We start from the raw sequence: 26,264 nt of genomic DNA on the forward strand, positions 1-26,264 counted from the left end.
TTCTAATAAACCTAATTATATTCAACTCTATTTTACATCCAATAATCTGCAACCCAAGGAGCAGGTCTTACATAACGATACCATTTTCCTCGCCCACCAATAATTGCTTTATGCGGATTAATTTCACCATGAAAAATAATTATTTTAGAACCTTTTGGTATTGTAGGTTTCTTCCAAAATGCTAATGGAAAACGTGAAAGACAATCGTATTTATAACTTGGGCACCATTCTTTTGGCCAATATTGTAACTTACCCTTTTCATTAATTGCATGAGTTAAAAACTCTTGTTCATTTCTATGTTGTTTTATAACTGAATCAAAATTGGCAATAAAATCATCAAAAACATATCCATGTTTACCAATATCAAATCTATAAACAGAAGAATTTCCTGTAATTCTCCAAGATCTCCAACTATGATCTTTAATTATTCTAAACGCTCCTTCAACCTCAAAAAAACAGTCAATATTATCAACAATAACAATATCCAAATCTAAAAATAAAGCGCGACCTTTTAATCCGTATAAATCTTCCTTTAATGTTGTAAGTTTCTTCCACATACGTTCAGGAAGGTTTGAATCTAAATTAATTTCTGGAATAGGAAAACATTGAACCTCCTCTATAATACCTTCATCATCATCGGTAAAACAAACCATTTTAAAATCGTAGGTCAAATTTTTTTTAACCATAGAATACAATCTATTTACGTACTCTGCACCGTATAAAGTTCCCCACTTCATACAAAAAATATAGTTGTTATTTTCTGTTTTATTACTCATGTTTTTCTAAAATATGTAAATATTCAACTGTTGAAGTTGCTTTATGATTTCTATTTTCAGTTTTATCTGCTTTAAATCGTTGATAATTTGTGGTTTTCAAACTGTACTTTCCGTACTTTGACATTAGCGTACTCACCTCACTTTCAGTCATTAAACCTTCGTTATTATAACTTAAAAAAATATGCTTAAAGTTAGTATTTTTTATCAAATTTTCGAAAGATTTTTTCACTTCATTTTTTTTACAATATGAAGAGCGGTAATACTCTCTTAACCCTGTTTTTCCCTTCGGAATAAAGCTATCATATTTAGCAATTGTATTTAGTAAATGATAATTAGAACCATATTGACGTGCATTATAAGGAGGATCTAAATACAAAATATCACCATTAATTTTTTTAATTAATTCATTGCTATCTTCATTAAAAACCTGATGTGAATTTTTGGTCGTCATAAATTCAGCAGCTTTTAAAATTAATGATTTTTGAGCAGTCTTTTTTAGTTTCTTTAAATAAGCACCATAAACTGATGCTGTATTTGCAACTTTATCGGCACTTTCTATTAATGATGCTAATAAAAAATAATAAGTATCTTCATTTATTTCTTTAGCTATTTTCCAAGTTTCTATTTGTTGCCTAATTGCATCAATTTTTTTTCCATTTTCTGAAGAAAAATACAATCGACCTTCTTTTCCATTTTCACAATAATTATGAAATATAAAGCCTTCAACTCTTTCCAAATTATTTAATGAATTAATTAGTTCTTCGGCCTTTAAATTTTTATAATTTCCTATATAATTTCGGTTTAGTACATAACTATAGTATTCTACATCATTTGCAATAACTTGTTTTACTAGCGGTTTAAATATTCTTCCAACAATTCCTGTACCAGCAAACAAGTCACAAAAAACAAGATTGGCTAAATTGTCTCCAACACTATCAATTATTGAAGTTTTTAAAAATGAAGAAAGTTTATGTTTAGAACCTATATAATTCACTTAACTTTATTTAATTACCCAAATTATATCTGCTTTCACAACTTCATTATCATGTGTAAAACTGTATAAATTAGAAGCATCAAATTTACATAAATAAGTTGATATTTTTTGATGAAGCAATCCAATTTCAGATTTCAGTTTCCAATGTTCGTTTACATTCTCATAATTAACCAATACCACAAAAAGTCTATTTTTAAAATGCTTGCGTTGTTGCTGACTTTGATTTTTATATAACCACGCTATTAGTTCATTTTTATGGCTAATTGCATAAGGAACAGATTTTTTAAACCCTTTTGGGAAAACAGTTGTTTTATGATCAAACGGGATATCGTTAATGTAAAAATCGGTAAATTTATCTTTTATATTAGCGTGTGGCTTTACATTAGTATGTTCACAAAAAAAATGTTCAACAGCTTTGGCCGACCAAAAATTATACCACCTGTTGAATGCATAATTTTTTAAATTAATATATTGGGGATTCCCTTTAAATTTTACTTCTATTTCTTTAGTAAGACTATCAAAAGAATCAATTTTATAAATGAAACCAGTTAGTTTATCAAATTTATCGGCTTGTTTTCTTCCCCAGGAATATTTAAATTTTGTTCTTTTTTTAAGTTCTTTTTCTAGCAAAAGGTAATTCATTACTATAAAAATTTCCTTTCAATTAAATCTATTAATCGTTGCTCATATTCTTCTTTAGAACTCCAATCATAATCTGGTTTTATCATTTTATTAATAAAATTTTTTGCTTCACTTTCACTTTTAAAAGTGTTTAACTGAGATAAAACACGGTTAAAGTCGCCTTGATTTCCTTCAAATAAATATTTAACAAATGCTATTCTATCGTTTAAACCAACTTGTAAATTGCTTTTAAACAATGTATCATTTAAAGACTTCTGATTATTTTTTGAAATTTCTTCAATTTCTGGATTTTCTTTAGTTGCTCTTTCAAAGAGTTTTGTAGCAACATCCGCAGAGATAGCATCTTTTAATTCTTCCTCTAAAGTATTTTGAATTGAAAGAATTTCGTGCTCATCATTTTTTGATAATGCATCTTCAATACCAAATATTTCTTCAACTTGTTCTTCTGAAAGTATTTTGTTTTGTTTAATTTCTTCATGATATTCCAAAGGTTTAGAAGTCACTATTTTTTCTGTATTTTCTATAATTGGTACAATTTTATCAACAATTTCTTCATTTACAGACACCTTATTTATATTGGAATTAACAAACTTTAAAATTGTAAGTTTTTCATATATTTCTTGTGATTTATTATGTAATTCAACAATATCATCATTATTTTTCATTTCTAAAATACTGTGTGCCAGACTTACTAATTCGGATTTTATTTTTTTGTGCATAAGTTGCGCTATTAAATGATTTTTGATGTTTATTTTTTAATAAATTTGTATGAATTCAAAAAACGAATGTAATACTAATTTTTATTGCATTCTTTTAAAATTAAAAAAAATACAATAACCTTTCAATCGTGAAATTACAAAATGTTTCTTGAAAATACAGTAAATCATAACGAACAATTTGGCTGGATTGAAGTAGTTTGCGGATCTATGTTCTCTGGTAAAACAGAAGAATTAATTCGTAGGTTAAAACGTGCACAATTTGCCAAACAAAAAATAGAAATTTTTAAACCCGCTATTGATACTAGATATGATGAAGAAATGGTGGTTTCACATGATGCTAATGAAATTAGATCTACACCTGTACCATCATCTTCAAATATTTTAATTTTAGCTGCTGGTGTTGATGTTGTTGGAATAGATGAAGCTCAATTTTTTGACGAGGGTATTGTTGCGGTTTGTAATGAATTAGCAAATCGTGGAATACGTGTTATTGTTGCTGGTTTAGATATGGATTTTAAAGGCAATCCGTTTGGCCCAATGCCTGCACTTATGGCAACCGCAGAATATGTTACAAAAGTACACGCTATTTGTACAAGAACTGGTAATTTAGCTCACTATAGCCATAGAACTGCTGTTGGTGATGAATTAGTAATGCTAGGTGAAACACAAGAATACGAACCTTTAAGCCGTGCTGCATATTACAAAGCCATGAAGGAAGCTCAACAACAAAAGGTTGAACAAAATACTAATGAAAAATAATCACGTTACTAAGCTTGAAATAAATTTAAATGCCATTGATTTTAATTTCAATTATTTTAAAGCTAAACTTCAAAGTAGTACAAAAATTTTAGTTGTAATAAAAGCTTTTGGCTATGGAAGTAGCGCTATTGAAATTGCAAAATACTTAGAACAAAAAGTTGATTATTTTGCTGTTGCATATTTAGATGAAGGAATTGCTTTAAGAAATGCTAGTATTAAAAAACCCATTTTAGTACTACATCCTCAAAAAAATAATCTTAAAAAAATTATTGAATTTAATTTAGAACCAAATTTATATTCTATAAGTATCTTAAAATCTTTTATTGAAGTTTCGAAAGAACTAAATGTTCAAAATTATCCAATTCATTTAAAATTTAATACCGGTTTAAATCGATTAGGGTTTACTGAAAAAAATATTTCAAAAATAATTTCTTTAATTAATAATCAAAATAAAATTCTTGTAACCTCTATATTTTCACATATTGCCGCTAGTGAAGATTTAAATGAACGAGAATTTACCTTACAACAAATAACTACTTTTCAAATCATTTCAGAAAAAATTATACGTCAATTAAAAACTATTCCTTTTAAACATATGTTAAATACTTCAGGAATACTAAATTATGCTACTGAAGCACAATTTGATATGGTGCGCTTAGGAATTGGACTATATGGTTTTGGAAATGCTAAAAATGAAACTTCTAAATTAAAAAATGTTCTTACTTTAAAATCTATTATTTCCCAAATTCATACAATTAAAAAAGGTGAAACTGTAGGTTACAATCGTGCTTATAAGGCGGCTTCAACAATGAGAACGGCAACTATTCCAATTGGACATGCTGATGGTATTTCAAGACATCTTGGTAACGGTATTGGTTATGTTTATATCAATAATCAAAAAGTATTTATCGTAGGAAATATTTGTATGGATATGATTATGGTAAATATTTCTGAAATTAATTGCAATGAAGGTGATGAAGTTATTATTTACAAAAATCAACAACATATTGCAGCATTAGCAAAAGCTCTCAATACTATACCTTACGAATTACTTACCGCAATTTCACAACGTGTTAAACGAATGTTAAAATAGTGTTAAAAAAATAATTTTTTTTAGTACATTCGCTTAACTAATCATTAACTAAAACAACTATAAAATGGGAATGCTAAAAGAATTTAAAGATTTTGCAATGAAGGGAAACCTTGTTGATATTGCAGTGGGTTTTGTAATGGGTGCTGCATTTAAGAGTGTTGTTACTTCATTTACAGGAGGTATTGTTTCGCCACTTATTGGCTTAATTTTCAATTCAAATTTCAAAGATTTAAAGTATATTGTAAAGGACGGTGTTGCTGATGAGGCAGGGAAAGTTATTGGTGAAGTAGCTGTACTTTATGGTGATTTTATTACCAATGTTATTGACTTTGTTATTGTTGCATTTGTAATGTTTATGATTATTAAAGGGATTAATAAAACAAAAAAGAAAGAAGAACCAGCTCCTGAAGCACCAAAAGGACCTTCTCAAGAAGATTTATTAACTGAAATAAGAGATTTATTATCTAAAAAGTAAACCAAACTTTATTTAGTAAACTAAAAAGGCTTGCAACTGCAAGCCTTTTTTTATTTCTTCTTTTTGGTTTCGTACACCTCAGCAATGGTTGGTGAACCTCCATTTTTTTTAATTAAAATAAGTTCATCTTCAACTGTTACTTTTCCCGTTTGAAGTACTTTAAAGTAAACACCACATTTTGTTGAGTTCCAAAATTGTTTCATTACTTTTTGAGTGCCAAAAACGATCCCTAATTTCATACAGGGTTGTCTGGATTTAGTGACTTCAATAGTTACTTCACCTAATTTATAGATACTTCCAATGTGTATATTGGTTTCTTCGAGATTTAAAATTGTTAAATTTTCTCCAAACATGCCAAATCTCCAATCTAAATTTGGATATAATTCTTTCCAATAAGCATAATGATTTTCAGAATATGCATAAACAGCCTGATCAATTCCACCATGGTATCTTCTATCAATTATCACATCTTCATCAACATCTTCAACTCCTAAAAATATTTCGTTTACCGGAAATTTATAAATACCTGTTTCTACTACTCTTCCTTTATAATTAATCGTCTTTTTTTTTCCAACATTAACTGAAACTACTTTCATTTTACTTGAAATTTAGAAAGTTCATCAGCTATTTTTCGATTATCGGATAAACGAGGCACTTTATTTTGTCCACCTAATTTTCCAATTGATTTCATAAAATTATTAAATCCGCCCTTTTCAATACTGGTTATTTTTAAAGGTTGTAATATTTTCCCTTCAATTAAATCTAAATAATACATATTTTGCTGTTGCATTGAAGCATCAATTTTAGCAGCAAATTCTTGTAAATTTTCTGGTTGATTTTCAAATTCAATAAACCATTCATGGTATGGTAATCCTTCAATAGGAGTAATTTGAGGTGCTACCGTAAATTCAGTAATACTAATTGTTGTTTTTGCCGTAGTTTCAAGTATTGCTTGTTCTACTTCTTTACCAATTACATGTTCTCCAAATGCCGAAATAAAGTGTTTTATACGTCCTGTTACAATAATTCGTGGTGGATTTAATGAGAGGAATTCAACCGTATCTCCAATATTATAACCCCAAAGCCCTGCGTTTGTATTTAAAATTAGCACATAATTTACACCAACTTTTACATCGGCTAAAGAAAGTCGTGTTGGGTTTTTATCAAAAAATTCTTCGGAAGGAATAAATTCATAAAACATTCCATTATCTACCAACAGCATCATTCCTTTTTCTGTTTGAGAATCTTGATAGGCAATAAAACCTTCGGAAGCTGGATACAATTCAATAGTATCTACTTTTCTTCCAATTAAATCATCAAACTTTTTTCTATATGGTTCAAAATTTACCCCACCATAAACAAATAAATTAAAGTTTGGAAAAACTTCACCAACCTTTTTACCTGTTCTTTCAATAATTTTTTCAAAATACATTTGTACCCAAGATGGAATTCCACTTATGAGTGTCATATTTTCATTAATTGTTTCATCTACAATTGCATCAACTTTAGTTTCCCAATCTTCAATACAATTGGTTTCCCAACTTGGTAAACGGTTTTTGAGTAAATAATTAGGAATAAAATGTGCTGAAATACCTGAAAGGCGACCAGTTTTTATACCATTTTTCTCATTCAACTCTGGACTTCCTTGTAAAAAAATCATTTTCCCATTTACAAAAGCTGTTTTTTTGGTTTCAGCAATATAAAGCAACAGAGAATTTCGTGCTGCACTAATATGCATTGGCATAGATTCTTTGGTAAGTGGAATATATTTTGCGCCAGATGTTGTGCCAGATGTTTTCGCAAAATACATTGGTTTTCCTTTCCATAAAATATCGGATTCACCAGCTACAACTTTTTCTACATACAACTTAAGAGCTTCGTAATCTCTCACCGGAACTTGCTTTTTAAAGTCTTGATATGTTTGTATTTTTTTAAAATTATGATCTTTCCCAAAAGTTGTATTTTGAGCATCAGATACCAATTTTTTTAAAATATTTTGTTGAATTTTTACCGCATTATTACTTTGCTTGTAAAATTTTAATGCTATATATTTTGCAAAAGGCTTTGCTAGAATTGATTTGATACTCATAGCTTATTCAAAATCGATATAATTAGTTGGATCTACGGGATAGCCTTCATTCCATAACTCAAAATGTAAATGTGGGCCTGTAGTATATTCGCCAGAATTTCCAGCTGAAGCAATTACCTCTCCAGATTTAACCAAATCTCCTTGATGCTTGTGTAATGCTGAATTGTGCTTATAAATTGAAATAAATCCACTTGCATGCTTTACAATAATAACATTTCCCGTTTCTGCAGTCCATTCTGCAAAAATTACAGTTCCATCAGCAACAGATTTTACAGGGGTTCCCATTTCTACAGCAATATCTACGGCAAAATGTTTCTTTTCTAAATTATACCCATTACTAATTGTTCCAACAACAGGTGCAAAGAATACAATATCAACATCTTTGGTAGCCTCATCAAAAATACTATACCTATCTGTACTTTCTATTTCTTGTCTAAACTCTAAATCTACTTGTGAAGGCTCTAAATTTATAGTGTCTTTATCGTACTGAACAGCTTGTAAAACTGAATCTTTATCAAAAAGTACTTCAGAAATCTCGCCTGTTAATAATGCTCTAACTTTTTGAATATATAAATTATTAACCTCTAAAACTTGCTGTAAAGAATCTGCTTTATACACCAATTTTGTAGCATCCTTTTTTAATTGAATAGAGGAATAACCTGGAATATATTCTCTTAATGGAGTAAAAGCAATTAAAAAAATGGTTCCAACAATTAATACTATAGAAAAAACACTTCCTAAAATAAACACGTTTAATCTAGTTAATTTAAATGATAGCTTTTCTTCAAAAGTATCTTCATTTAAAACTACTAAACGGTATTTATGAATTAATTTTTGCCTGAATTTTCCTTTATTTTGAGGTTTTTTTGCCATAATTAGATACAAAACAAATATACAACGAATTTTTAGTTAAAAAATTTTAAACTGCCTGTTTAGTCATGTTAAAAATTAGCTAATTTTACTTTTTATAAAAATTCATTTCATCAATATAATTCCATACGTTTGTTGGTAGCATCGTACTTATATCTCGCCTTTCTTTGATGGATTTTCTAATAAAAGTTGAAGAGATTTGAACTATTGGTGCTTTTACCTTATGCACTTTTGGATGATTAGAAAACTGACTTTTTGGCTGTTCATTTGAAATTCTTGGATACACATACAATTCATAATTTTGAAGGATTGTTTCATGATTTTTCCATTTATGAAACCCTTTTAAATTATCTTCTCCCATAATTAAGCAAAACTGTTTTTTGGGATATTTCTCCTCAATATAAGCTAGGGTATTTATGGTATAATTGGGTTGTGGAAGGTTAAATTCTATATCGGTTGTTTTTAACTTTGGATAGTTTTCAACTGCTATATTTATAATTGATAATCTATGATAATTACTTAACATAGAGGTTTTTTGTTTAAATGGACTTTGAGGTGTAACTACAAACCAAACTTCCTCTAAATCAGAAAATTCAACTATATAATTTGCAATTATCATATGCCCAATATGAATTGGATTAAATGTCCCAAAAAACAACCCTATTTTCATTTATTTTATAAAGTTTTCAACTAATTTATATGCATCTTTTTTTGCAGTTTCAAGATCATTGTTTATTAAAATAACATCAAAATCATCTGCGTATTTTAATTCTTTTTCAGCTTTGGCTACCCTTTCTTTTATTTTTTCTTCACTCTCGGTTTGTCTGTTTCTTAACCTACGTTCCATTTCTTCTATTGATGGTGGCTTCACAAAAATAGCTAATGTTTGCTTGGGGAATTGGCTTTTAATACTTAAACCTCCAATAACATCAATGTCAAAAATCACATGCTTCCCTAAACTCCAAATTCGTTCAACTTCTTTCTTTAATGTTCCATAAAAATTATTTGTATATACCTCTTCCCACTCAATAAAATCTTTTTTATTAATGTGTTCTTGAAAATCTTTTAATGAAATAAAATAATAATCCTCTCCGTGTACTTCAGTTCCTCTTTTATCACGTGAAGTTGCAGAAATAGAAAAATCTAAATTTAACTCTAATTGTTTTAATAAATGGTGAACAATTGTAGTTTTCCCTGAACCTGAAGGTGCTGAAAAAACTATTAATTTACCTTCTTTTTTATTTGGCATACCTTTCTATAATACATTCAAACTTTGTTCTTTAATTTTTTCCAGTTCATCTTTCATTTGAACTACTAATTTTTGCATATCTGCAAAGTTAGATTTTGAGCCAATAGTATTAATTTCTCTCCCTATTTCTTGTGTAATAAATCCAAGTTTTTTTCCATTAGAAGTTGTTTCATTTAATTCTTTTCTAAAATAATCTAAGTGATTTTTTAAACGAACTTTTTCCTCTGTAATATCTAATTTTTCAATGTAATAAATTAATTCTTGTTCAAATCTACTTTCATCAATTTTTGCAGCTAATTCATCAATCGATTTTTTGATTTTATCCTGAACATGTGCAATACGTTTTGGATCAATTTCAATCACTTTTTCTAATAATGATGCTATATTTGAAATACGTAATACAAAATCGTTATGCATAGATACACCTTCATCTGTTCTGTATAAAGTTGTTTTTTTTATTGCTTCATTTATTCCTTCATCTATTTGCAACCATTCACCTTCATCTAATTCTTCTCTTTCAGTTTTTAAAGAATCTGGCAAACGAACAGCTATTTTTAGCAATTCCATTTCGTTAGAATCAACAATAGTTTTTAATTGATTCATATATTCTTTAACAGCATTTTTATTGATTTTTGATGAAACTTCACCTCCATTATTTTCAATATAAATTGAAAAATCTACTTTTCCTCTAACCAATAAGGATGCTAATTTTTTTCGAATATTCAATTCTTTTTCTTTGTAATAAGAAGGAATTCGAACATTTACATCTAAATTTTTACTATTTAACGATTTTAGTTCAATCGTAATTTTTTTAGTAGGAAGTTGTAACACGGTTTTACCGTATCCAGTCATTGATTGTATCATCTAATTCTAAAATTTAAGCAAATTTACGGATTTTATAAATAATATTTAATATACTACTTTTACATTTTTTAAATTCGTTTTTTAAGCAAATAAAAATACCTTTTAATTATCAGATTATCAGCAATGGGTGATGTTGCGATGATTGTTCTTGTGCTACGTACATTTGTGAAACAACACCCAACTGGTAAAAATAACGGTAGTATTAAAAGCGTTTTTTAAACCTTTATTTTCCGATTTAAAAAATGTCAGTAGTACAAAAAATGGAAAATGGATGGGTATTGCTCATTTTGCAGCCATGCTAGGTATTTATACCTTAACTATTTGGGAAATTAAACATCCTTATACTAAATTTGCACCTTCTAATCAATCATTTAAAAATGCAATTTTCCCAAATTTGTAAAAACCCCCAAATATTCCTTGTTCTATTTCTCGCAATAAAGTTTGTGAAGGTTATATAATGATGTAATGCGAAGTATTACTTCAGAAAAAGTAGTGCAAAAAATCTTCGTTTCTATTTCATAAAAAAGACATGTAAATTACAAAACCTTTACATCCTATATTTTAATTATAAAGAGAGTTACAAAAATTAACCTTAATTACTAGCTAAATTTATCATATTAATGTGTTATTTTTGCATAAAATAATTTAATATGATTGTTAACACTTTAGATTCTAAAAATTCACTACTAAATAAATTCATTGCTGAAATTAGAGATGTTACTATTCAAAAAGATTCCATGCGTTTTAGAAGGAATATTGAACGAATTGGTGAAATTTTAGCTTATGAATTAAGTCAATCTTTAAGTTATGAAAACAAAGTTGTTACAACACCCTTAGGAACTAAAATAGTAGCAGTTCCTAAAAACGATATTGTTTTGTGTTCAATTTTAAGAGCTGGTTTACCTTTACATACTGGTCTTTTAAATTATTTTGATGATGCTGAAAATGCCTTTATTTCGGCTTACCGAAAACATATTTCCGAAACTGAATTTGAAATTAAAGTTGAGTATTTTGCTTCGCCTAGTTTAGAAGGTAAAACTTTAATTTTAGCAGATCCAATGTTGGCAACCGGTCAATCTATCTTAAGTGTTTATAAAGGCTTGAAGAACCATGGAACACCAAAAGAAATAATTTTAGCCTGTGTTATTGGCTCTACTAAAGCCATAGAATTATTACAAAAAAACTTTCCTTCAACTACAAAATTATGGATTGCAACTGTAGATAATAAACTAAACAACAAAGGTTATATTGTCCCTGGTTTAGGTGATGCAGGTGATTTAGCTTTTGGTGAAAAATTATAAAAAATAAACACTCACCGATAGTATCAAAAATAAATAAAGTACTAAGTTTTTAAATGTAGATGATTTGCTTTTTTGTAAAAAATTAGTAATAATTATTACAGATGGAAATACCAAGTAAAAAAATTCGGAACCATTTTTAATTGGTGATAATAATACCATTATAACTGAAATTATTAAATGATTTAAAAGTATACTCCAAGAAAATTTTAAGTGATTACTTACCAAAATAATTTTTGGCGTCACTATAACTATAGACCATAATAATACTGTAATTAAAAAAGTAATGGGTATTAAAAATTTTAAAGAATTATAGGTTATAAAATTTAAATTTACAGTGTAATTAAATGTATTATAAAAAGCAGGTAAATTATCAACATAAAAATTATACGTAAAGTAAATAAAAATTGGAGCACTAAAACCAATTATAGGGATTAACAAATTCTTTAAATTTATTTTTTTGTAAATTATAATACCTATATATATTAAAAATAAATATAAAATACTCCAAGAATAAATTATTGCTGAAATTCCTATCCAAAAAGCAGCATCAAAAAGTTTTAAATTAGTATTTATACCACTTCTTAAACTATAAATTTTTCTAAAACTTAATAATAAGATTAAATTTGAAAAAAGTATATAATTAGATAAAAATACTTCAGAAAAGGTACCTAACAGTAATACACTTAAAAACAATGCGTAAGAATTATCTTTTGTTAATTTATTTTTTTCTACTATAAATTTAAAAATCAGAATGTATAAAATGTACCAAAAGAATAGAAACAATTTTTTAAATAAAAAAGTTATTGAAAACTCTACAGCGTTTGGTGAAAAATTTGAAAAAATATAAAATAATAAAAGGAACAATGTTATAATAAAAACATTAACTGGCTTAGATTTATTAAAAAAATTTGCAATCATTACTATATTTTATACTTTTGCCTGTAAATATAATTAAGATATGATTGCAAACAATATTTTTAAGGCAATAGGTGATTTTTGTACAAATGTTTTATTTAAACCATTCGATGCTTTAAGGTCAATGGATAATTGGTGGTTACAAACCTCAATCAGTTGGGTATTTATTGTAATAACTTTTATCGCATTCATTTATTGGTTAAGTGTATTAAAAAAAAATCAAAAAGCTGAAATTGAATAGTTTTAAATTTAATTTCACTTTCATTCCTTTTTTAAAACTCAAATTTTGTGGGAAGTAAAAACAAACTTAAGAGATTTCGTGAAAACGATACATTTTCCAATGTAATTCAACCTGAACGAGAAGATTTATTGAAAGGATCATCTTTAAAAGGTAATTGGCACAAACATTTTAATAACAATAATCCAATAGTATTAGAATTAGGCTGTGGAAAAGGTGAATATACTATAGCCTTGGCTCGAAAAAATCCACAAATTAATTATATTGGAATAGACTTAAAAGGTGCTCGTTTTTGGAGAGGTGCTAAAACTGCTTTAGAAGAAAATTTAACCAATGTAGCTTTTATTAGAACTCAAATAGAGCTCATAGATTTACTTTTTAGTGAAAATGAAGTAACCGAAATTTGGATTACTTTTCCCGATCCTCAAATAAAATATACTCGTACAAAGCATCGATTAACAAACGCTGATTTTCTTAAAAAATACCACCATGTTTTAATACCAAATGGTATTGTAAATTTAAAAACCGACAGCGAATTTATGCACGGTTATACTTTAGGATTATTACACGGTGCAGGTCATGAAATTTTATACGCACATCATGATATCTATAAAAACCCACATTCACCATTAGAAGTAACTTCCACACAAACCTTCTACGAAAGTCAATATTTAGAAAAAGGAAAGCCTATAACTTACATTAAATTTAGACTTCAATATTAAATTGTTATTTTTATTGAATGAAAAAATCAGGAAATTTTTTTGATAAAGTTTATGAGGTTGCTAAATTAATTCCCTTCGGAAGAGTAACTAGTTATGGAGCAATAGCAAAATATTTAGGAGCTGCTAAATCTGCAAGAATGGTTGGATGGGCTATGAATGCTTCACATAATAAAAATGAAATTCCTGCGCATAGAGTTGTAAACAGAAATGGCTTATTAACTGGAAAAATTCATTTTGATGGCACTAATTTAATGCAACAATTATTAGAAAGTGAAGGAATTATTATCAATAATAATCAAGTTCAAAATTTTAAACAACTTTTTTGGGATCCTTTTAAAGAATTAAACATTGAATAATATTTTAATTCGTCTGTAACACCCTCTACATTTCTTTTTAAAAGGATTTTTTTTATATTCGTTTGAACTCTGTATATTTGTTGTTTAGAATGATTTTAGATAAACAATTATGACCTTAAGCAAAAAAGATATAACAAAAGTACTTGAAACTATAACTGCGCCTGGAGAAGGTAAAAGTTTAATTGAAAGTGAATCAATTAAAAACATTGTAACTTTTGATAAAGAAGTTATTGTAGATGTTACCATTAACAACCCTACATTACAAGCAAAAAAGAAAATTGAAGTTGAAATAATGAAAGCCATTCACGATCAAATAGATCAAAAAATTGATGTAAAAGTGAATGTTTCAGCAGTTGTTCCTACAAAAAAAGTTGAAGTAAAAGAAAACTCAATTCCTGGAATTAAAAATATTATTGCAATAGCATCAGGAAAAGGTGGAGTTGGAAAATCTACCATAACTGCAAACATGGCGGTTTCTTTACAAAAAATGGGCTTTAAAGTTGGAATTTTAGATGCTGATGTGTACGGACCATCAATACATTTAATGTTTGATGTTGCAAATGCGAAACCACTTTCAGTAGAAATTGATGGCCGATCAAAAATGCAACCCATAGAAAGTTATGGTGTAAAAATATTATCATTAGGATTTTTCACTGATGCTAATCAAGCTGTAATTTGGCGTGGAGCAATTGCTTCAAAAGCATTAAATCAAATGATTTTTGACTCTCATTGGGGAGAATTAGATTTTCTTTTAATTGATTTACCTCCTGGAACTGGTGATATTCACCTATCTATTGTACAAGCTGTTGCCGTTACTGGTGTTGTTATCGTTAGCACACCACAAGATATAGCATTAGCCGATGCTAAAAAAGGAGTTGCTATGTTTCAACAAAAAGATATCAATGTGCCTGTTTTAGGTATTGTTGAAAATATGAGTTATTTTACACCTGCTGAGTTACCCAATAATAAGTATTATATTTTTGGTAAAGATGGTGCTAAAAATTTAGCTGAAGATATTGATACTAAGTTTTTAGGTGAAGTTCCATTAGTACAAAGTATTAGAGAAGCTGGTGATGTTGGTCATCCTGTAGCATTACAAGATAACACACCTTTAGAAAAAGCTTTCACTGAAATAACAAAAAATACGCTTTCTCAATTGGTAAAAAGAAATAAAGATTTACCTCCAACTGAAATCGTGAGAATTACAACGATGAGTGGATGTAGCACCAAATAAGTAACTATGAACACAGAAGAACTTAAAGCGACTATAGAAATTGCACTACAAGAAATAAGACCTTATTTAGAGGCTGACGGTGGTAATATTAAATTAGTTAGTGTTACCAATGATACAGTTAGTGTACAATTAGAAGGTGCTTGTTTAGGTTGTTCTGTAAATCAAATGACTTTAAAAAATGGTGTTGAAGCAACTATAAAAAGGCATGCACCACAAATTAATAATGTTATTGAAGTTAGTGGAATTTCATTTTAATTTTAGAAAACATATTAAAAAAAGAGCGCTTAAGCGCTCTTTTTTTTGGTTAAAATTTTCCTTAAAATAATATTTTTATATTTGTGAAACATGAAAACAACTTGGATTGAATTATTACTACTCCTTAAATTCTTAATCAAGAGAAATCCTGAGTGAATTATTTTATACGTGAATTTTTAATTTCATATTTTAAAATTGTTTAACTTTAGTAAGTTGAAATTCAATTTAAAAAATTCATTTTTAACCAACTACAGCCCTTTTGGGCTATTATTCTAACTAAAAAAATATAAAAATGCCTAGATATTATTCATTAGGTGAAATTCCACCAAAACGTCATACAACTTTTGAAAAACCAGCTGGCGGATTATATCAAGAAGAACTTTTTGGAACTGCCGGTTTTGTTGGCATGTCTTCATTATTGTACCATTTAAATCCACCAACAATAGTTTCTGAAATTAAGCAACTGAAAAATGTGGCTCCTAAAATTGCCATCGAAAAAAATATGAAAGCGCTTAGTTTTAAAGGGTTTTCTTTACCACCTGAAGCTGATTATTTAGAAAGTAGAAAAACGCTTTTTGTAAATAACGATTTGCATATTGGTTTAGCGGCTCCAAAAGAATTTTCTTCAACCTATTTTTACAAAAATGGAGATGCCGATGAAATGCTTTTTGTACATGTTGGATCTGGAACCTTAAAAACTATGTATGGAAATATTAGTTTTAAGTATGGTGATTATTTAATTATTCCTCGTGGGACAATTTATCAAATAGCTTTTAATACTGAGGAAAACAGACTGCTATATGTAGAATCTTTCAGCCCAATTGTAACTCCAAAACAATACCGGAATAATTTTGGGCAATTATTAGAACATTCACCTTTTTGTGAACGTGATTTTAGATTACCAACCAATTTAAAAACTCATGATGAAAAAGGAAGTTTTAAAGTTCTAATTAAAAAACAAGGAGTTCTATGGGAATATATCTATAATAATCATCCTTTTGATGTTGTTGGTTGGGACGGATTTAATTATCCTTATGCATTTTCAATTCATGATTTTGAACCATTAACAGGTCGTATTCATATGCCACCACCTATTCATCAAACTTGGGAAGCCGCTGGTTTTGTAGTTTGTTCATTTGTACCAAGAATGTACGATTATCACCCAAAAGCTATTCCGGCACCTTATCATCACAGTAATATAGATTCTGAAGAAATATTGTATTATGTTGATGGTGATTTTATGAGTAGAAATAATATTGAAAAAGGGCAATTAACATTGCATCCGGGAGGAATTCCTCACGGGCCTCATCCTGGCGCAATTGAAAGAAGTGTCGGTAAAAAGTTTACTGAAGAATTAGCTGTAATGATTGATCCTTTTAAACCCGTTATGATTACAGAAGAGGCTATGAATTTACAGGTAGATGATTATTATAAATCGTGGATGGAATAATTAGTCAATAAAAAAAATGAAATTTACGGAAAGCCCAAAATATAAAGATAATCTCATTTTAAAACTCACATTTGAGTTTGCGGTTGAAATTATAAACTATTCAGAAACGTTAAATAAAAATCAAAAATACGTTATTTCGAAACAAATATTACAATCTGGAACTTCAATTGGAGCTAATGTTAAAGAATCTCAAAATGCAGAAAGTAACAGAGATTTTATTCATAAATTAAAAATTGCTCTAAAAGAAGCTGACGAATTAGAATATTGGTTATTCATTTGTAATGAAATAAAGTCCTATGAAAATACCGATTATTTAATTGAAAAATTAACAACAATAAGAAAAATATTAAATAAAATAATTTCTTCATCTAAAATGTTGAAATAATAACAAATAGCTAAAATTGGCTTATTCTCTAATTAGCTAATTGGCTTATTAAATAACGAAGTTATGAGTCTAAAAAACATACAAAATTTTAATTACGGACTAGAAAAAATATTTCCTGATGCTGAGGATTTTTTACCTTTATTAGGAACTGATTATGTTGAATTATATGTTGGTAACGCTAAACAAGCTGCACATTATTATAAAACAGCATTCGGGTTTCAATCATTAGCATATGCTGGTTTAGAAACTGGAATGACTGATAGAACAAGTTATGTGTTGGTTCAAGATAAAATAAAATTGGTTTTAACTACACCAATGCCAAATTCAGAAAATAAAGAAATCTTTGAACACATTTCAAAACATGGTGATGGTGTAAAAGTTGTAGCACTTTGGGTTGAAGATGCAACAAAAGCTTGGGAAGAAACTACAAAACGAGGAGCTAAATCCTATTTAAAACCTATAAAAGAGACAGATGATTCTGGAGAAGTTGTTCGATCGGGAATTCACACATACGGAGATACCGTTCATATTTTTGTTGAACGTAAAAATTATAACGGTATATTTCTTCCAAAGTTTGAAAAATGGGAATCTACGCACAACCCTTCAAATGTTGGCTTACGCTATATTGATCATATGGTTGGAAATGTCGGCTGGAATGAAATGAATGTTTGGGCTAACTTTTACAATAAAGTTATGGGTTTTGCAAACTTAATTACTTTTGATGATAAAGATATTTCAACACAATATACGGCGCTAATGAGTAAAGTAATGACTAACGGGAATGGACGTGTAAAATTCCCAATTAACGAACCTGCTAATGGGAAAAAGAAATCTCAAATTGAAGAATATTTAGATTTTTATAGTGGTCCAGGAGTTCAACATATTGCAGTTGCAACTAATAATATTCTAGAAACCGTGAAAGCTATGACAGAGCGTGGTGTAGAATTTTTATACGTTCCAGGATCTTATTACGATACTGTGTTAGATAGAGTTGGAAAAATAGATGAAAATTTAGCTGAATTGAAAGACTTAGGTATTTTAGTTGACCGTGATGATGAAGGATATTTATTACAAATTTTTACAAAACCTGTAACTGATAGACCAACATTATTTTTTGAAATTATACAACGAAAAGGTGCGCAATCATTTGGAAAAGGAAATTTTAAAGCCTTATTTGAAAGTATTGAAGCTGAACAAGAACGAAGAGGAACTTTATAAAGTTCTTAAATAATTACATAATTTAATAAAAGGAGAACCTTAAATTATTAAGCTTTTATTATTTTTGGCTTAATAATTGTATTTTTATAAAAAAAACAGCCCTTAATTCAACTATAAATGAACAAGAAAATTACACTATTATTACTTTTTATTTCTGTATTTTCATTTGGACAATCTGTAAAAAATGAAGATAGCACAACTAATTACGCATTTCAAAAAGGTGAATGGTTAAAATTTAGAATGAGCTATAGTAACTTTTTAAATGCTGGTTATTCAACAATAGAAGTGAAGGAAGTAACTGATAATAATAAAAATGCTTTTCACATTATTGGACAAGGAAAATCTACCGGACTTATCAGTTTGTTCTTTAAAGTAAAAGATAATTATCAATCTTATATAGACAAAGAAACGCTTAGACCTTGTCGTTTTATTCGAAAAATAAATGAAGGTGGCTACACAAAAAACAAAGAAATATTATTCGATTATGAAACAAATGAAGCAACTGTTAAAGATTATAAACATAATACGGTAGAAAAACACCCAATAAGTAGTGATATACAAGATATTCTTTCTTCATTATATTACTTAAGAAATCAGGATATTGGTAATTTAGAAATTGGAGAAGATATTCAATTACAAATGTTTTTTGATGAAGAAATCACAAATTTTAAACTTCATTTTTTAGGTAGAGAAATTATAAGAACAAAATTTGGGAAAGTAAAAGCATTAAAATTTAGACCTTTGGTACAAGCTGGACGCGTATTTAAAGAAAAAGAAAGTTTAAGTATTTGGATATCTGATGATGAAAACAAAATTCCTCTACGCATTAAAGCTTCACTTGCCGTTGGATCTCTAAGAGCAGATTTAGATGCTTTTAAAGGTTTAGCGCATCCTTTTAACATAATTTTCAACAATTAAATTGTACTTTTGCGTTTTAAATTTTTAACCTTATTAATTCGTGAATACAAACCCTTTAAAAATACTAGTTGCTCTTTTAGTTGTCGTTTTATTAGCGGCTTGTAAAGATGATAAACCTGTAATTAATATTACACCCGCATTACCAAAAATTATTTATGAATATGGTTTTAAATTGAATGATTTCAAAGTGATTCAAGATACTATAAAATCAGGAGAAAATTTTAGTGAAATATTAGATAGACATCATGTAGAATACCCTAAAGTTTTAGAAATTGTATCTAAAATAAAAGATACTTTTAATGTTAGAAAAATTAGAAGCGGTGTTCCATATACTATTTTAGCAAAAAAAGATTCAACCGAACAAGCACAAGTTTTTATATATAAACACTCTAAAGTTCGTTATACGGTTATAGATTTTAAAGATTCTATAATAACGGCTTACAATGCTAAAAAACCCGTTAAAAAAGTCACTAAAACAGCTTCAGGTATAATTACCAGTAATCTATCAAACGCCATGGAAAACCAAGGATTGAGTTCTTATCTCACCTTTAAAATGGCTGATGATATTTATGCTTGGACCATTGATTTTTCTAAACTTCAAAAAAATGACAAATTTAAACTAATATATGAACAATTATATATTAATGATACTGTTCCTGTTGGTATAGGCGAGGTTAAAGCTGCTTATTTTGAACACGGTGGAAAACCTTTTTATGCTTTCAAATATATTGCAGACACCCTATTAGGAGTTCCTGATTATTTTGATGATGAAGCCACTAATTTACGCCGTCAGTTTTTAAAAATGCCTGTTAAATTTAGCCGAATTTCTTCTCGATATAATTTAAGAAGAAAAATTGCTTACTATGGAAATAAAGTTAGACCACATAAAGGAACAGATTATGCAGCACCTATTGGAACAGAAATTATGGCAACTGCAAATGGAACCGTAATAGAATCTAGATACAAAGGTGGGAATGGAAATTATGTTAAAATACGCCATAATAACACTTATAGTACTCAATATTTACATATGAGTAAAAGAGCCGTTAAGGTTGGTGATGTTGTTAAACAAGGTGAAGTTATAGGCTATATTGGTATGACTGGAAATACAGCAGGGCCACATGTTTGTTATCGTTTTTGGAAAAACGGAAAGCAAGTTGACCCATACAAACAAAAATTACCAGCAGCAGAACCTATGAAAGAAACTGTTAAACCAGCGTATTTCAAATTTATTATTCCATCTAAAAATAAACTAGACTCCATTCCCTACCCTAAATTAAGTAAAGAAATTACTCTTTCTGAAGAAGAATTAAACTCTTAAGATTATGACCATGAAGAATATCAATCCAACTGAGACAAAAGCTTGGAAACAACTTACAACGCATTATAACGATATAAAAAATGTACACCTCAAATCATTATTTTTAAATGATATCGGGCGAAAAGATAAATTTACTATCAACTTTAACGACTTTGAATTTGATTATTCAAAAAACAGAATTACCGAAGAAACTATAAATTATTTAGTTGAATTAGCTCATGAAATTGATTTAAAAGGTGCTATTAACGCTCAATTTTCAGGAGAACTAATAAATCAAACCGAAAAAAGAGCTGTTTTGCATACTGCTTTAAGAAATCAATCAACTAATGAAGTTTTTGTAAACGGGAAAAACATTATGCCTGAAGTAAAAGAAGCTTTAGCTAAAATGGAATCTTTTACTAACAAAGTTACTTCAGGAGATTGGAAAGGATATACTGGAAAATCTATCACAGATATTGTAAATATTGGAATTGGAGGTTCAGATTTAGGCCCTGACATGATTGTTGAATCCCTAAAATATTACAAAAATCATTTAAACGTTCATTTTGTTTCAAATATTGATGGAGACCATGTTCAAGAAGTGATTAAAAATTTAAATCCTGAAACTACGTTATTTGTAATTGTTTCTAAAACGTTTACTACGCAAGAAACCTTAACCAATGCAACAACTATAAAAAAATGGTTTTTAAAAACTGCAACTAATAATGATGTTGCCAAACATTTTGTTGCCGTTTCAACTAATTTAAAATCGGTACGTGAATTTGGTATTACTACAACTAATATTTTCCCAATGTGGGATTGGGTTGGTGGTCGTTTCTCCTTATGGAGCACCGTTGGTTTATCCATAAGTTTAGCTGTAGGTTTCAAAAACTTTAAAGATTTATTAATTGGTGCTTTTGAAATGGATGAACATTTTAAAAATACTCCTTTTAAAAATAACGCACCTGTTTTATTAAGTTTAATAGGTGTTTGGTATACCAACTTTTTTAATGCTGAAACTGAAGTTATTTTACCTTACACACAATATTTAAATAAACTACCTTCTTATTTGCAACAAGCTATTATGGAAAGTAATGGTAAAAGTGTTGATAGAAATGGAAATCGTGTAAATTATCAAACAGGAAGTGTAATTTGGGGAAGTCCAGGGACGAATTCTCAACATGCATTTATGCAATTATTACATCAAGGCACCAAATTAATTCCAGCTGATTTCATTGGATTTAAAAAATCACTTTATGGAAATAAAGAACACCATGAAAAGTTAATGGCAAACTTTTTTGCACAAACTCAAGCGCTCGCTGAAGGAAAAACAAAAGAAGATGCTCATTTAGATTTAAAAACACAAGGTAAAATGAGCGAAATTGAATCATTATTGCCTTATAAAATTTTTGAAGGAAACAAACCAAGTACCACCGTTTTAATAGAAAAACTCTCTCCTAAAACTTTAGGAAGTTTAGTCGCTTTTTACGAACATAAAATATTTGTTCAAGGTGTAATTTGGAATATTTTTAGTTATGACCAATTTGGAGTTGAACTTGGAAAGGAATTAGCTCAAAAATTATATAAAAAAAATTAATATTTTAACTCTTTACTAAGCAACCTTATCGAAAAAATAACATCTGTTAATAGACTGTTAATATATAAACAAATATGAATCAGTTTAAAGGTGATTTTTATCATTTTTAATAGTATTAATTTTATTACTTTTAAAAGTCTTAATTTTTTGTTAAAATTTAACAATAAGTTCAAAGGTAAAATCAATAAAAAAGTGCATTTTTGCACAAACATTTAATTCAAATTTAAATACACAATGAGAAATTTTAAAAATTGGCTAGTGGTAGTAATGTTGATTTCAACATCTATCATTTTTGCTCAAACCAAACTTACTGGTAAAGTTGTTGACGAAACAAATCAACCTTTGCCTGGTGCTACTGTAGTTCTTCAAGGAACACAAACAGGAGCTTCAACAGATTTTGATGGAAATTTTACATTCGAAACTACAAGTACTAATGGTACTCTTTTAGTTTCATTCGTAGGTTACGAAACAAAATCATTAACATTTAGTGGTAACAAAGATTTTGGAACAATTGCTTTAGCTCCTTCTGCTGAATCATTAGATGAAATTATTATTACAGCTACATCTTTTGCTATTGATAGAAAAACGCCAGTTGCAGTTTCAACTATAAAAGCTGATGTAATTGAAAACAAATTAGGATCTCAAGAATTTCCTGAAATTTTAAAATCTACACCAGGTGTGTACGCTACTAAATCAGGTGGTGGATTTGGTGATGGTAGATTAAATTTAAGAGGTTTTAACTCTGAAAATGTTGCGGTTATGATTAACGGTGTACCTGTTAATGATATGGAAAACGGTAGAGTTTACTGGAGTAACTGGGCTGGATTATCTGATGTTACAAGTGCAATGCAAGTGCAACGTGGTTTAGGAGCTTCTAAAGTAGCTGTACCTTCAATTGGTGGTACTATAAATATCTTATCAAAAACTACTGACATTGAAAAAGGTGGTAGCGTTTCAACTTCAGTTGGTAACGATGGTTACCAAAAGTATGGTGTAACTGTTTCAACAGGTTTATTAGACAGTGGATTTGCAGCAACAATTTCTGCTGCTAAAACAAAAGGAGATGGATATGTGGATGGTACTGAATTTGAAGGAACTAATTATTTTGTGAATATTTCAAAACAAATAAATGACCATCACAAAATATCTATTACAGCTTTTGGAGCACCACAAAGACACGGGCAAAGACAAAACCAACATTTAATTTCTACTTATAGAAACGCAGAAAGTGGAACTAAATTTAATTCAGATTGGGGATATAAAAATGGACAAGTAGTTCACGTAGAAGATAACTTCTATCACAAATCTCAAACTTCTTTAAATCACTATTGGACTATCAATGATAAATCTAGTTTATCAACAGCTATATATGCTTCGTATGGTTCTGGTGGTGGTGGTGGAACTGCAGGTTCTAACACAGGATTATTTAATGTTAGAATAGGTGGTGATGACCAACCAATTGATTTAGATAATATTGTTGCAATTAATAGAGCAAATGGAGCTTTAGGCTCTGAAGCTTATTTAAGAGCCTCAAGAAACGACCATGAATGGTTTGGTGCTTTATCAACATTTAAAACTGAATTAAATGATAAATTATCATTTATTGGAGGTGTAGATTTAAGAACATATACTGGAAAACACTTTAGAGAAGTTACAGATTTGTTAGGTGGTGATTATGCGTATGATAACTCTGACGTAAACAACCCTAACGCTGCTCTTAAAGTTGGTGATAAATTTTCTTATAAAAATGATGGTGAAGTGGGATGGTTAGGTTTATTTACTCAATTAGAGTATAATACTGATAATTTATCTGGATTCATTTCAGTTGCTGCATCAAATACTTCATACAGAAGAGTTGATTACTTTAATTATTTAGATAGCGATCCTTTACAAACAACTGATAAATATAATTTCGGAGGATATAGCGTAAAAGGTGGTGCTAACTACAATATTAATGATGAACATAATGTTTTTGCAAACATTGGTTATTTCGAAAAAGCTCCTATTTTTACTTCTGTTTTCTTACAATTTGACAACGAGCATATTAATGCTGATGCTGAAAATGAAAAAATATTTAGTGCTGAACTAGGTTATGGATTTAGAGGTGAAAATTTCGCTGCTAATATTAATGTATACAGAACTGAATGGAATGACAGAACCTTAACAAGAAGTTTCCAAAACCCTGATGGAACATTTGGAAGTGCTAATATTTTGGGTGTAAACGCATTACACCAAGGTGTTGAGTTAGACTTTATGTACAAATCTTCTGACAAATTAACATTAACAGGTATGCTATCTTTAGGAGATTGGACTTGGCTAAATGATGTTGAAAATGTTCAAATTTTTGATGAAGAACAAAACTTAGTAAACACTGTAAATATGTTTATTTCAGGATTGAAAGTTTCTGATGCTGCACAAACAACTGCTGCTTTAGGATTAGATTATGAATTAATGGATAAAACACATTTCACAGTAGATTATAACTACTTTGCAGATTTATATGCACGTTACGATCCAAATGATAGAGGTACTGCTGGTGCACCACAAGCTTGGAAAATGCCAGAATACGCTACATTTGATATGAGTTTAAGACATGGATTTAAAATTGGTGACTTAGATGCTACAATTACAGGAAGAATGAACAATGTATTTGATACACTATATATAGCTGATGCTACTGATGGAGAAGGTTCTGTTACTGAAACTGCAAAAGTTTGGTATGGTTACGGAAGAACATTTAATGTTAGTGCAAAAATTAAATTTTAAAAATATAGAATTATGAAAAAAATAATTTATTTATTAGCGGTCTTAGGCTTGGTTTTTACAAGCTGTGAACCGATGGATGAAATTCACGCTGCTCTTGATGCTCAAGAAGATGTGATTGTAGGTGATGCTATTTATACACTTACAAGTGACGATTATGATGCTTTAGATTTAGGGTATGGAAGTTTTAGTAATCTTGATGATGCTAAAGATATCCTTCCTGCTTTTTTATCTGAAAAATACCCAGTATGGGGTAAAAGCTCTACAGCCTTGTTAGGTTTCCAATTATATATTGGAAGTGCTTTTAGTACAAAAGATTATAAATTAACACAAGATGATTACGATTTAAGTGGAAGTAATTTATTAGGATTTCAATTCGACGCAAATCCTGGAGATTATTTAGCTGACATTCTTGCTGATAATATTAGTTTTGCTTCAGAAGGAACGTATGCAGCTGCAAATTATTACCAATTTACAGGAAGTGCTTATGTATTAACTCCTATGGTTTCTTTAGATAAAAATTTAGACTATGGAACTACAGCTGGAGATTTAACATCTACCACTAATGAGTGGACAACTCATTCAGGTGGTGCGCCACTTGTTGGATATGCAACTTCAAGTTTATCAATGGCAGATTATCCTTCTTCAAACATTGGTGGATCAATGACATTCTCAAGTTCTGGTTCAGAAGATGTAAATAGTGAGTTTACCACTATAACTTCTGGAAAAGTATACGCAAGTGCTTTAGTTAATTTAAGTGCTGTAGGTACAGGAAATTATTTTTTCCATATCATGGAAGCTTCTAATACTCAGCCTTATGCTCAATTTAGATCAAGAGTTGGAGCTAAGGATAATGGTTCTGGTAAAATTTTATTTGGAATTGGTGCTAGTTCAAGTACGTTAACTTATGGTACTACTCCTTTTGATTTAAATACTACGTACCTTTTAGTATCATCTTATGATATTGCAACTGGTATCTCTAATTTATATGTGTTAACAGCAGCTAATTCTTCAGAACCTGGAACACCAGAAGCATCTAATACGGGTACTTCTGGAACATCAATTTCTGCAGTTGCAATTCG

Annotated in this window: 27 protein-coding genes and 1 pseudogene; 18 read left to right on the forward strand and 10 right to left on the reverse strand. The window is 29.0% G+C overall.

The features are described 5' to 3' along the window. Positions 1-32 precede the first annotated feature (32 nt). The 4 genes from QM495_RS01910 to QM495_RS01925 are packed head-to-tail and all read right to left on the reverse strand — an operon-like array spanning position 33 to position 3,131. A complete protein-coding gene (locus tag QM495_RS01910; protein WP_408670417.1) occupies positions 33-776 on the reverse strand; it encodes a glycosyltransferase in 744 nt (247 codons plus the stop codon). Next, positions 769-1,770 (reverse strand): DNA adenine methylase, encoded by a 1,002-nt coding sequence (locus tag QM495_RS01915; protein WP_408670418.1) that lies wholly within the window; start codon positions 1,768-1,770, stop codon positions 769-771. The genes QM495_RS01910 and QM495_RS01915 overlap by 8 nt, the downstream gene beginning before the upstream one ends. 6 nt (positions 1,771-1,776) lie before the next feature. Next, positions 1,777-2,412, reverse strand: a complete 636-nt coding sequence (locus tag QM495_RS01920) for a hypothetical protein (RefSeq protein ID WP_408670419.1) — start codon at positions 2,410-2,412, stop codon at positions 1,777-1,779. A 2-nt stretch (positions 2,413-2,414) separates the two neighbouring features. Next, complete coding sequence (locus QM495_RS01925; RefSeq protein WP_408670420.1) at positions 2,415-3,131, reverse strand: hypothetical protein; 717 nt, start codon at positions 3,129-3,131, stop codon at positions 2,415-2,417. Between the two features lie 141 nt (positions 3,132-3,272). Here QM495_RS01925 and QM495_RS01930 point away from each other — a divergent pair, with 141 nt between their 5' ends. From QM495_RS01930 to mscL, 3 genes are all read left to right on the forward strand, one after another. After that, complete coding sequence (locus tag QM495_RS01930; protein WP_408670421.1) at positions 3,273-3,890, forward strand: thymidine kinase; 618 nt, start codon at positions 3,273-3,275, stop codon at positions 3,888-3,890. Further along, on the forward strand, positions 3,880-4,983 hold the full coding sequence (alr, locus tag QM495_RS01935; protein ID WP_408670422.1) for an alanine racemase: 1,104 nt from the start codon (positions 3,880-3,882) through the stop codon (positions 4,981-4,983). Before QM495_RS01930 ends, alr begins: the two co-directional genes overlap by 11 nt. A gap of 70 nt (positions 4,984-5,053) precedes the next feature. Then, a complete protein-coding gene (mscL, locus tag QM495_RS01940; protein ID WP_408670443.1) occupies positions 5,054-5,458 on the forward strand; it encodes a large-conductance mechanosensitive channel protein MscL in 405 nt (134 codons plus the stop codon). A 50-nt stretch (positions 5,459-5,508) separates the two neighbouring features. Here mscL and QM495_RS01945 read toward each other — a convergent pair whose 3' ends face one another. The 6 genes from QM495_RS01945 to QM495_RS01970 all read right to left on the reverse strand — a co-directional run bounded on the left by QM495_RS01945 (position 5,509) and on the right by QM495_RS01970 (position 10,530). After that, positions 5,509-6,054 carry an MOSC domain-containing protein gene (locus QM495_RS01945; RefSeq protein WP_408670423.1) on the reverse strand — a complete coding sequence of 182 codons (546 nt, stop codon included), beginning with the start codon at positions 6,052-6,054 and terminating at the stop codon, positions 5,509-5,511. Beyond that, positions 6,051-7,547, reverse strand: coding sequence for a GH3 auxin-responsive promoter family protein (locus tag QM495_RS01950; RefSeq protein ID WP_408670424.1), 1,497 nt, complete (start codon positions 7,545-7,547; stop codon positions 6,051-6,053). Before QM495_RS01950 ends, QM495_RS01945 begins: the two co-directional genes overlap by 4 nt. Positions 7,548-7,550: 3 nt before the next feature. Then, entirely contained in the window at positions 7,551-8,420 is an 870-nt protein-coding gene (locus tag QM495_RS01955; protein WP_408670425.1) for a M23 family metallopeptidase, read from the reverse strand. Between the two features lie 85 nt (positions 8,421-8,505). After that, positions 8,506-9,087: a nicotinate (nicotinamide) nucleotide adenylyltransferase gene (gene nadD / locus QM495_RS01960; RefSeq protein ID WP_408670426.1), complete on the reverse strand. Its 582-nt coding sequence runs from the start codon at positions 9,085-9,087 to the stop codon at positions 8,506-8,508. Beyond that, positions 9,088-9,666 carry a guanylate kinase gene (gene gmk, locus QM495_RS01965; RefSeq protein ID WP_408670427.1) on the reverse strand — a complete coding sequence of 193 codons (579 nt, stop codon included), beginning with the start codon at positions 9,664-9,666 and terminating at the stop codon, positions 9,088-9,090. Positions 9,667-9,672: 6 nt separating this feature from the next. Beyond that, complete coding sequence (locus QM495_RS01970; protein WP_408670428.1) at positions 9,673-10,530, reverse strand: YicC/YloC family endoribonuclease; 858 nt, start codon at positions 10,528-10,530, stop codon at positions 9,673-9,675. A gap of 271 nt (positions 10,531-10,801) precedes the next feature. On the opposite strand from QM495_RS01970, the gene QM495_RS01975 reads away from it, so the two are divergent. The 15 genes and pseudogenes from QM495_RS01975 to QM495_RS02045 all read left to right on the forward strand — a co-directional run. After that, positions 10,802-10,930, forward strand: coding sequence for a hypothetical protein (locus QM495_RS01975; protein WP_408670429.1), 129 nt, complete (start codon positions 10,802-10,804; stop codon positions 10,928-10,930). A gap of 250 nt (positions 10,931-11,180) precedes the next feature. After that, entirely contained in the window at positions 11,181-11,831 is a 651-nt protein-coding gene (gene upp / locus QM495_RS01980; protein ID WP_408670430.1) for a uracil phosphoribosyltransferase, read from the forward strand. A 958-nt stretch (positions 11,832-12,789) separates the two neighbouring features. Further along, complete coding sequence (locus QM495_RS01985) at positions 12,790-12,987, forward strand: DUF6341 family protein (protein ID WP_408670431.1); 198 nt, start codon at positions 12,790-12,792, stop codon at positions 12,985-12,987. A gap of 47 nt (positions 12,988-13,034) precedes the next feature. Then, on the forward strand, positions 13,035-13,706 hold the full coding sequence (gene trmB, locus QM495_RS01990; RefSeq protein WP_408670432.1) for a tRNA (guanosine(46)-N7)-methyltransferase TrmB: 672 nt from the start codon (positions 13,035-13,037) through the stop codon (positions 13,704-13,706). Positions 13,707-13,723: 17 nt separating this feature from the next. Beyond that, on the forward strand, positions 13,724-14,062 hold the full coding sequence (locus QM495_RS01995; protein ID WP_408670433.1) for an MGMT family protein: 339 nt from the start codon (positions 13,724-13,726) through the stop codon (positions 14,060-14,062). 109 nt (positions 14,063-14,171) lie between these two features. Continuing rightward, on the forward strand, positions 14,172-15,296 hold the full coding sequence (locus QM495_RS02000) for a P-loop NTPase (RefSeq protein WP_408670434.1): 1,125 nt from the start codon (positions 14,172-14,174) through the stop codon (positions 15,294-15,296). A gap of 6 nt (positions 15,297-15,302) precedes the next feature. Beyond that, the gene (locus QM495_RS02005; RefSeq protein ID WP_408670435.1) at positions 15,303-15,551 is read left to right on the forward strand and encodes a NifU family protein; all 249 of its coding nucleotides are present in this window, start codon (positions 15,303-15,305) and stop codon (positions 15,549-15,551) included. Between the two features lie 292 nt (positions 15,552-15,843). Then, complete coding sequence (locus tag QM495_RS02010; protein ID WP_408670436.1) at positions 15,844-17,001, forward strand: homogentisate 1,2-dioxygenase; 1,158 nt, start codon at positions 15,844-15,846, stop codon at positions 16,999-17,001. Between the two features lie 16 nt (positions 17,002-17,017). Continuing rightward, positions 17,018-17,386: a four helix bundle protein gene (locus QM495_RS02015; RefSeq protein ID WP_408670437.1), complete on the forward strand. Its 369-nt coding sequence runs from the start codon at positions 17,018-17,020 to the stop codon at positions 17,384-17,386. A gap of 63 nt (positions 17,387-17,449) precedes the next feature. Further along, positions 17,450-18,604, forward strand: a complete 1,155-nt coding sequence (hppD, locus tag QM495_RS02020) for a 4-hydroxyphenylpyruvate dioxygenase (protein WP_408670438.1) — start codon at positions 17,450-17,452, stop codon at positions 18,602-18,604. A gap of 117 nt (positions 18,605-18,721) precedes the next feature. After that, positions 18,722-19,522 carry a DUF3108 domain-containing protein gene (locus tag QM495_RS02025; RefSeq protein ID WP_408670439.1) on the forward strand — a complete coding sequence of 267 codons (801 nt, stop codon included), beginning with the start codon at positions 18,722-18,724 and terminating at the stop codon, positions 19,520-19,522. 40 nt (positions 19,523-19,562) lie between these two features. Then, on the forward strand, positions 19,563-20,843 hold the full coding sequence (locus QM495_RS02030; RefSeq protein WP_408670440.1) for a M23 family metallopeptidase: 1,281 nt from the start codon (positions 19,563-19,565) through the stop codon (positions 20,841-20,843). 4 nt (positions 20,844-20,847) lie between these two features. Continuing rightward, positions 20,848-22,419, forward strand: coding sequence for a glucose-6-phosphate isomerase (gene pgi, locus QM495_RS02035; protein ID WP_408670441.1), 1,572 nt, complete (start codon positions 20,848-20,850; stop codon positions 22,417-22,419). Positions 22,420-22,653: 234 nt separating this feature from the next. Continuing rightward, positions 22,654-25,185: a TonB-dependent receptor gene (locus QM495_RS02040; protein WP_408670442.1), complete on the forward strand. Its 2,532-nt coding sequence runs from the start codon at positions 22,654-22,656 to the stop codon at positions 25,183-25,185. A gap of 12 nt (positions 25,186-25,197) precedes the next feature. Next, positions 25,198-26,264: pseudogene (locus QM495_RS02045) on the forward strand (hypothetical protein); the annotation flags it as partial.

The organism is Lutibacter sp. (genome assembly GCF_046055765.1).
GTDB lineage: Bacteria > Bacteroidota > Bacteroidia > Flavobacteriales > Flavobacteriaceae > Lutibacter.

Bases quoted from the DNA above. Each gene is read 5' to 3' on its own strand.
- QM495_RS01910 (WP_408670417.1), bottom strand. From the start codon at position 776: ATGAGTAATAAAACAGAAAATAACAACTATATTTTTTGTATGAAGTGG.
- QM495_RS01920 (WP_408670419.1), bottom strand. From the start codon at position 2,412: ATGAATTACCTTTTGCTAGAAAAAGAACTTAAAAAAAGAACAAAATTT.
- QM495_RS01925 (WP_408670420.1), bottom strand. From the start codon at position 3,131: ATGCACAAAAAAATAAAATCCGAATTAGTAAGTCTGGCACACAGTATT.
- QM495_RS01930 (WP_408670421.1), top strand. From the start codon at position 3,273: ATGTTTCTTGAAAATACAGTAAATCATAACGAACAATTTGGCTGGATT.
- alr (WP_408670422.1), top strand. From the start codon at position 3,880: ATGAAAAATAATCACGTTACTAAGCTTGAAATAAATTTAAATGCCATT.
- mscL (WP_408670443.1), top strand. From the start codon at position 5,054: ATGCTAAAAGAATTTAAAGATTTTGCAATGAAGGGAAACCTTGTTGAT.
- QM495_RS01945 (WP_408670423.1), bottom strand. From the start codon at position 6,054: ATGAAAGTAGTTTCAGTTAATGTTGGAAAAAAAAAGACGATTAATTAT.
- QM495_RS01950 (WP_408670424.1), bottom strand. From the start codon at position 7,547: ATGAGTATCAAATCAATTCTAGCAAAGCCTTTTGCAAAATATATAGCA.
- QM495_RS01955 (WP_408670425.1), bottom strand. From the start codon at position 8,420: ATGGCAAAAAAACCTCAAAATAAAGGAAAATTCAGGCAAAAATTAATT.
- nadD (WP_408670426.1), bottom strand. From the start codon at position 9,087: ATGAAAATAGGGTTGTTTTTTGGGACATTTAATCCAATTCATATTGGG.
- gmk (WP_408670427.1), bottom strand. From the start codon at position 9,666: ATGCCAAATAAAAAAGAAGGTAAATTAATAGTTTTTTCAGCACCTTCA.
- QM495_RS01970 (WP_408670428.1), bottom strand. From the start codon at position 10,530: ATGATACAATCAATGACTGGATACGGTAAAACCGTGTTACAACTTCCT.
- QM495_RS01975 (WP_408670429.1), top strand. From the start codon at position 10,802: ATGGGTATTGCTCATTTTGCAGCCATGCTAGGTATTTATACCTTAACT.
- upp (WP_408670430.1), top strand. From the start codon at position 11,181: ATGATTGTTAACACTTTAGATTCTAAAAATTCACTACTAAATAAATTC.
- QM495_RS01985 (WP_408670431.1), top strand. From the start codon at position 12,790: ATGATTGCAAACAATATTTTTAAGGCAATAGGTGATTTTTGTACAAAT.
- QM495_RS01995 (WP_408670433.1), top strand. From the start codon at position 13,724: ATGAAAAAATCAGGAAATTTTTTTGATAAAGTTTATGAGGTTGCTAAA.
- QM495_RS02000 (WP_408670434.1), top strand. From the start codon at position 14,172: ATGACCTTAAGCAAAAAAGATATAACAAAAGTACTTGAAACTATAACT.
- QM495_RS02005 (WP_408670435.1), top strand. From the start codon at position 15,303: ATGAACACAGAAGAACTTAAAGCGACTATAGAAATTGCACTACAAGAA.
- QM495_RS02010 (WP_408670436.1), top strand. From the start codon at position 15,844: ATGCCTAGATATTATTCATTAGGTGAAATTCCACCAAAACGTCATACA.
- QM495_RS02015 (WP_408670437.1), top strand. From the start codon at position 17,018: ATGAAATTTACGGAAAGCCCAAAATATAAAGATAATCTCATTTTAAAA.
- hppD (WP_408670438.1), top strand. From the start codon at position 17,450: ATGAGTCTAAAAAACATACAAAATTTTAATTACGGACTAGAAAAAATA.
- QM495_RS02025 (WP_408670439.1), top strand. From the start codon at position 18,722: ATGAACAAGAAAATTACACTATTATTACTTTTTATTTCTGTATTTTCA.
- pgi (WP_408670441.1), top strand. From the start codon at position 20,848: ATGACCATGAAGAATATCAATCCAACTGAGACAAAAGCTTGGAAACAA.
- QM495_RS02040 (WP_408670442.1), top strand. From the start codon at position 22,654: ATGAGAAATTTTAAAAATTGGCTAGTGGTAGTAATGTTGATTTCAACA.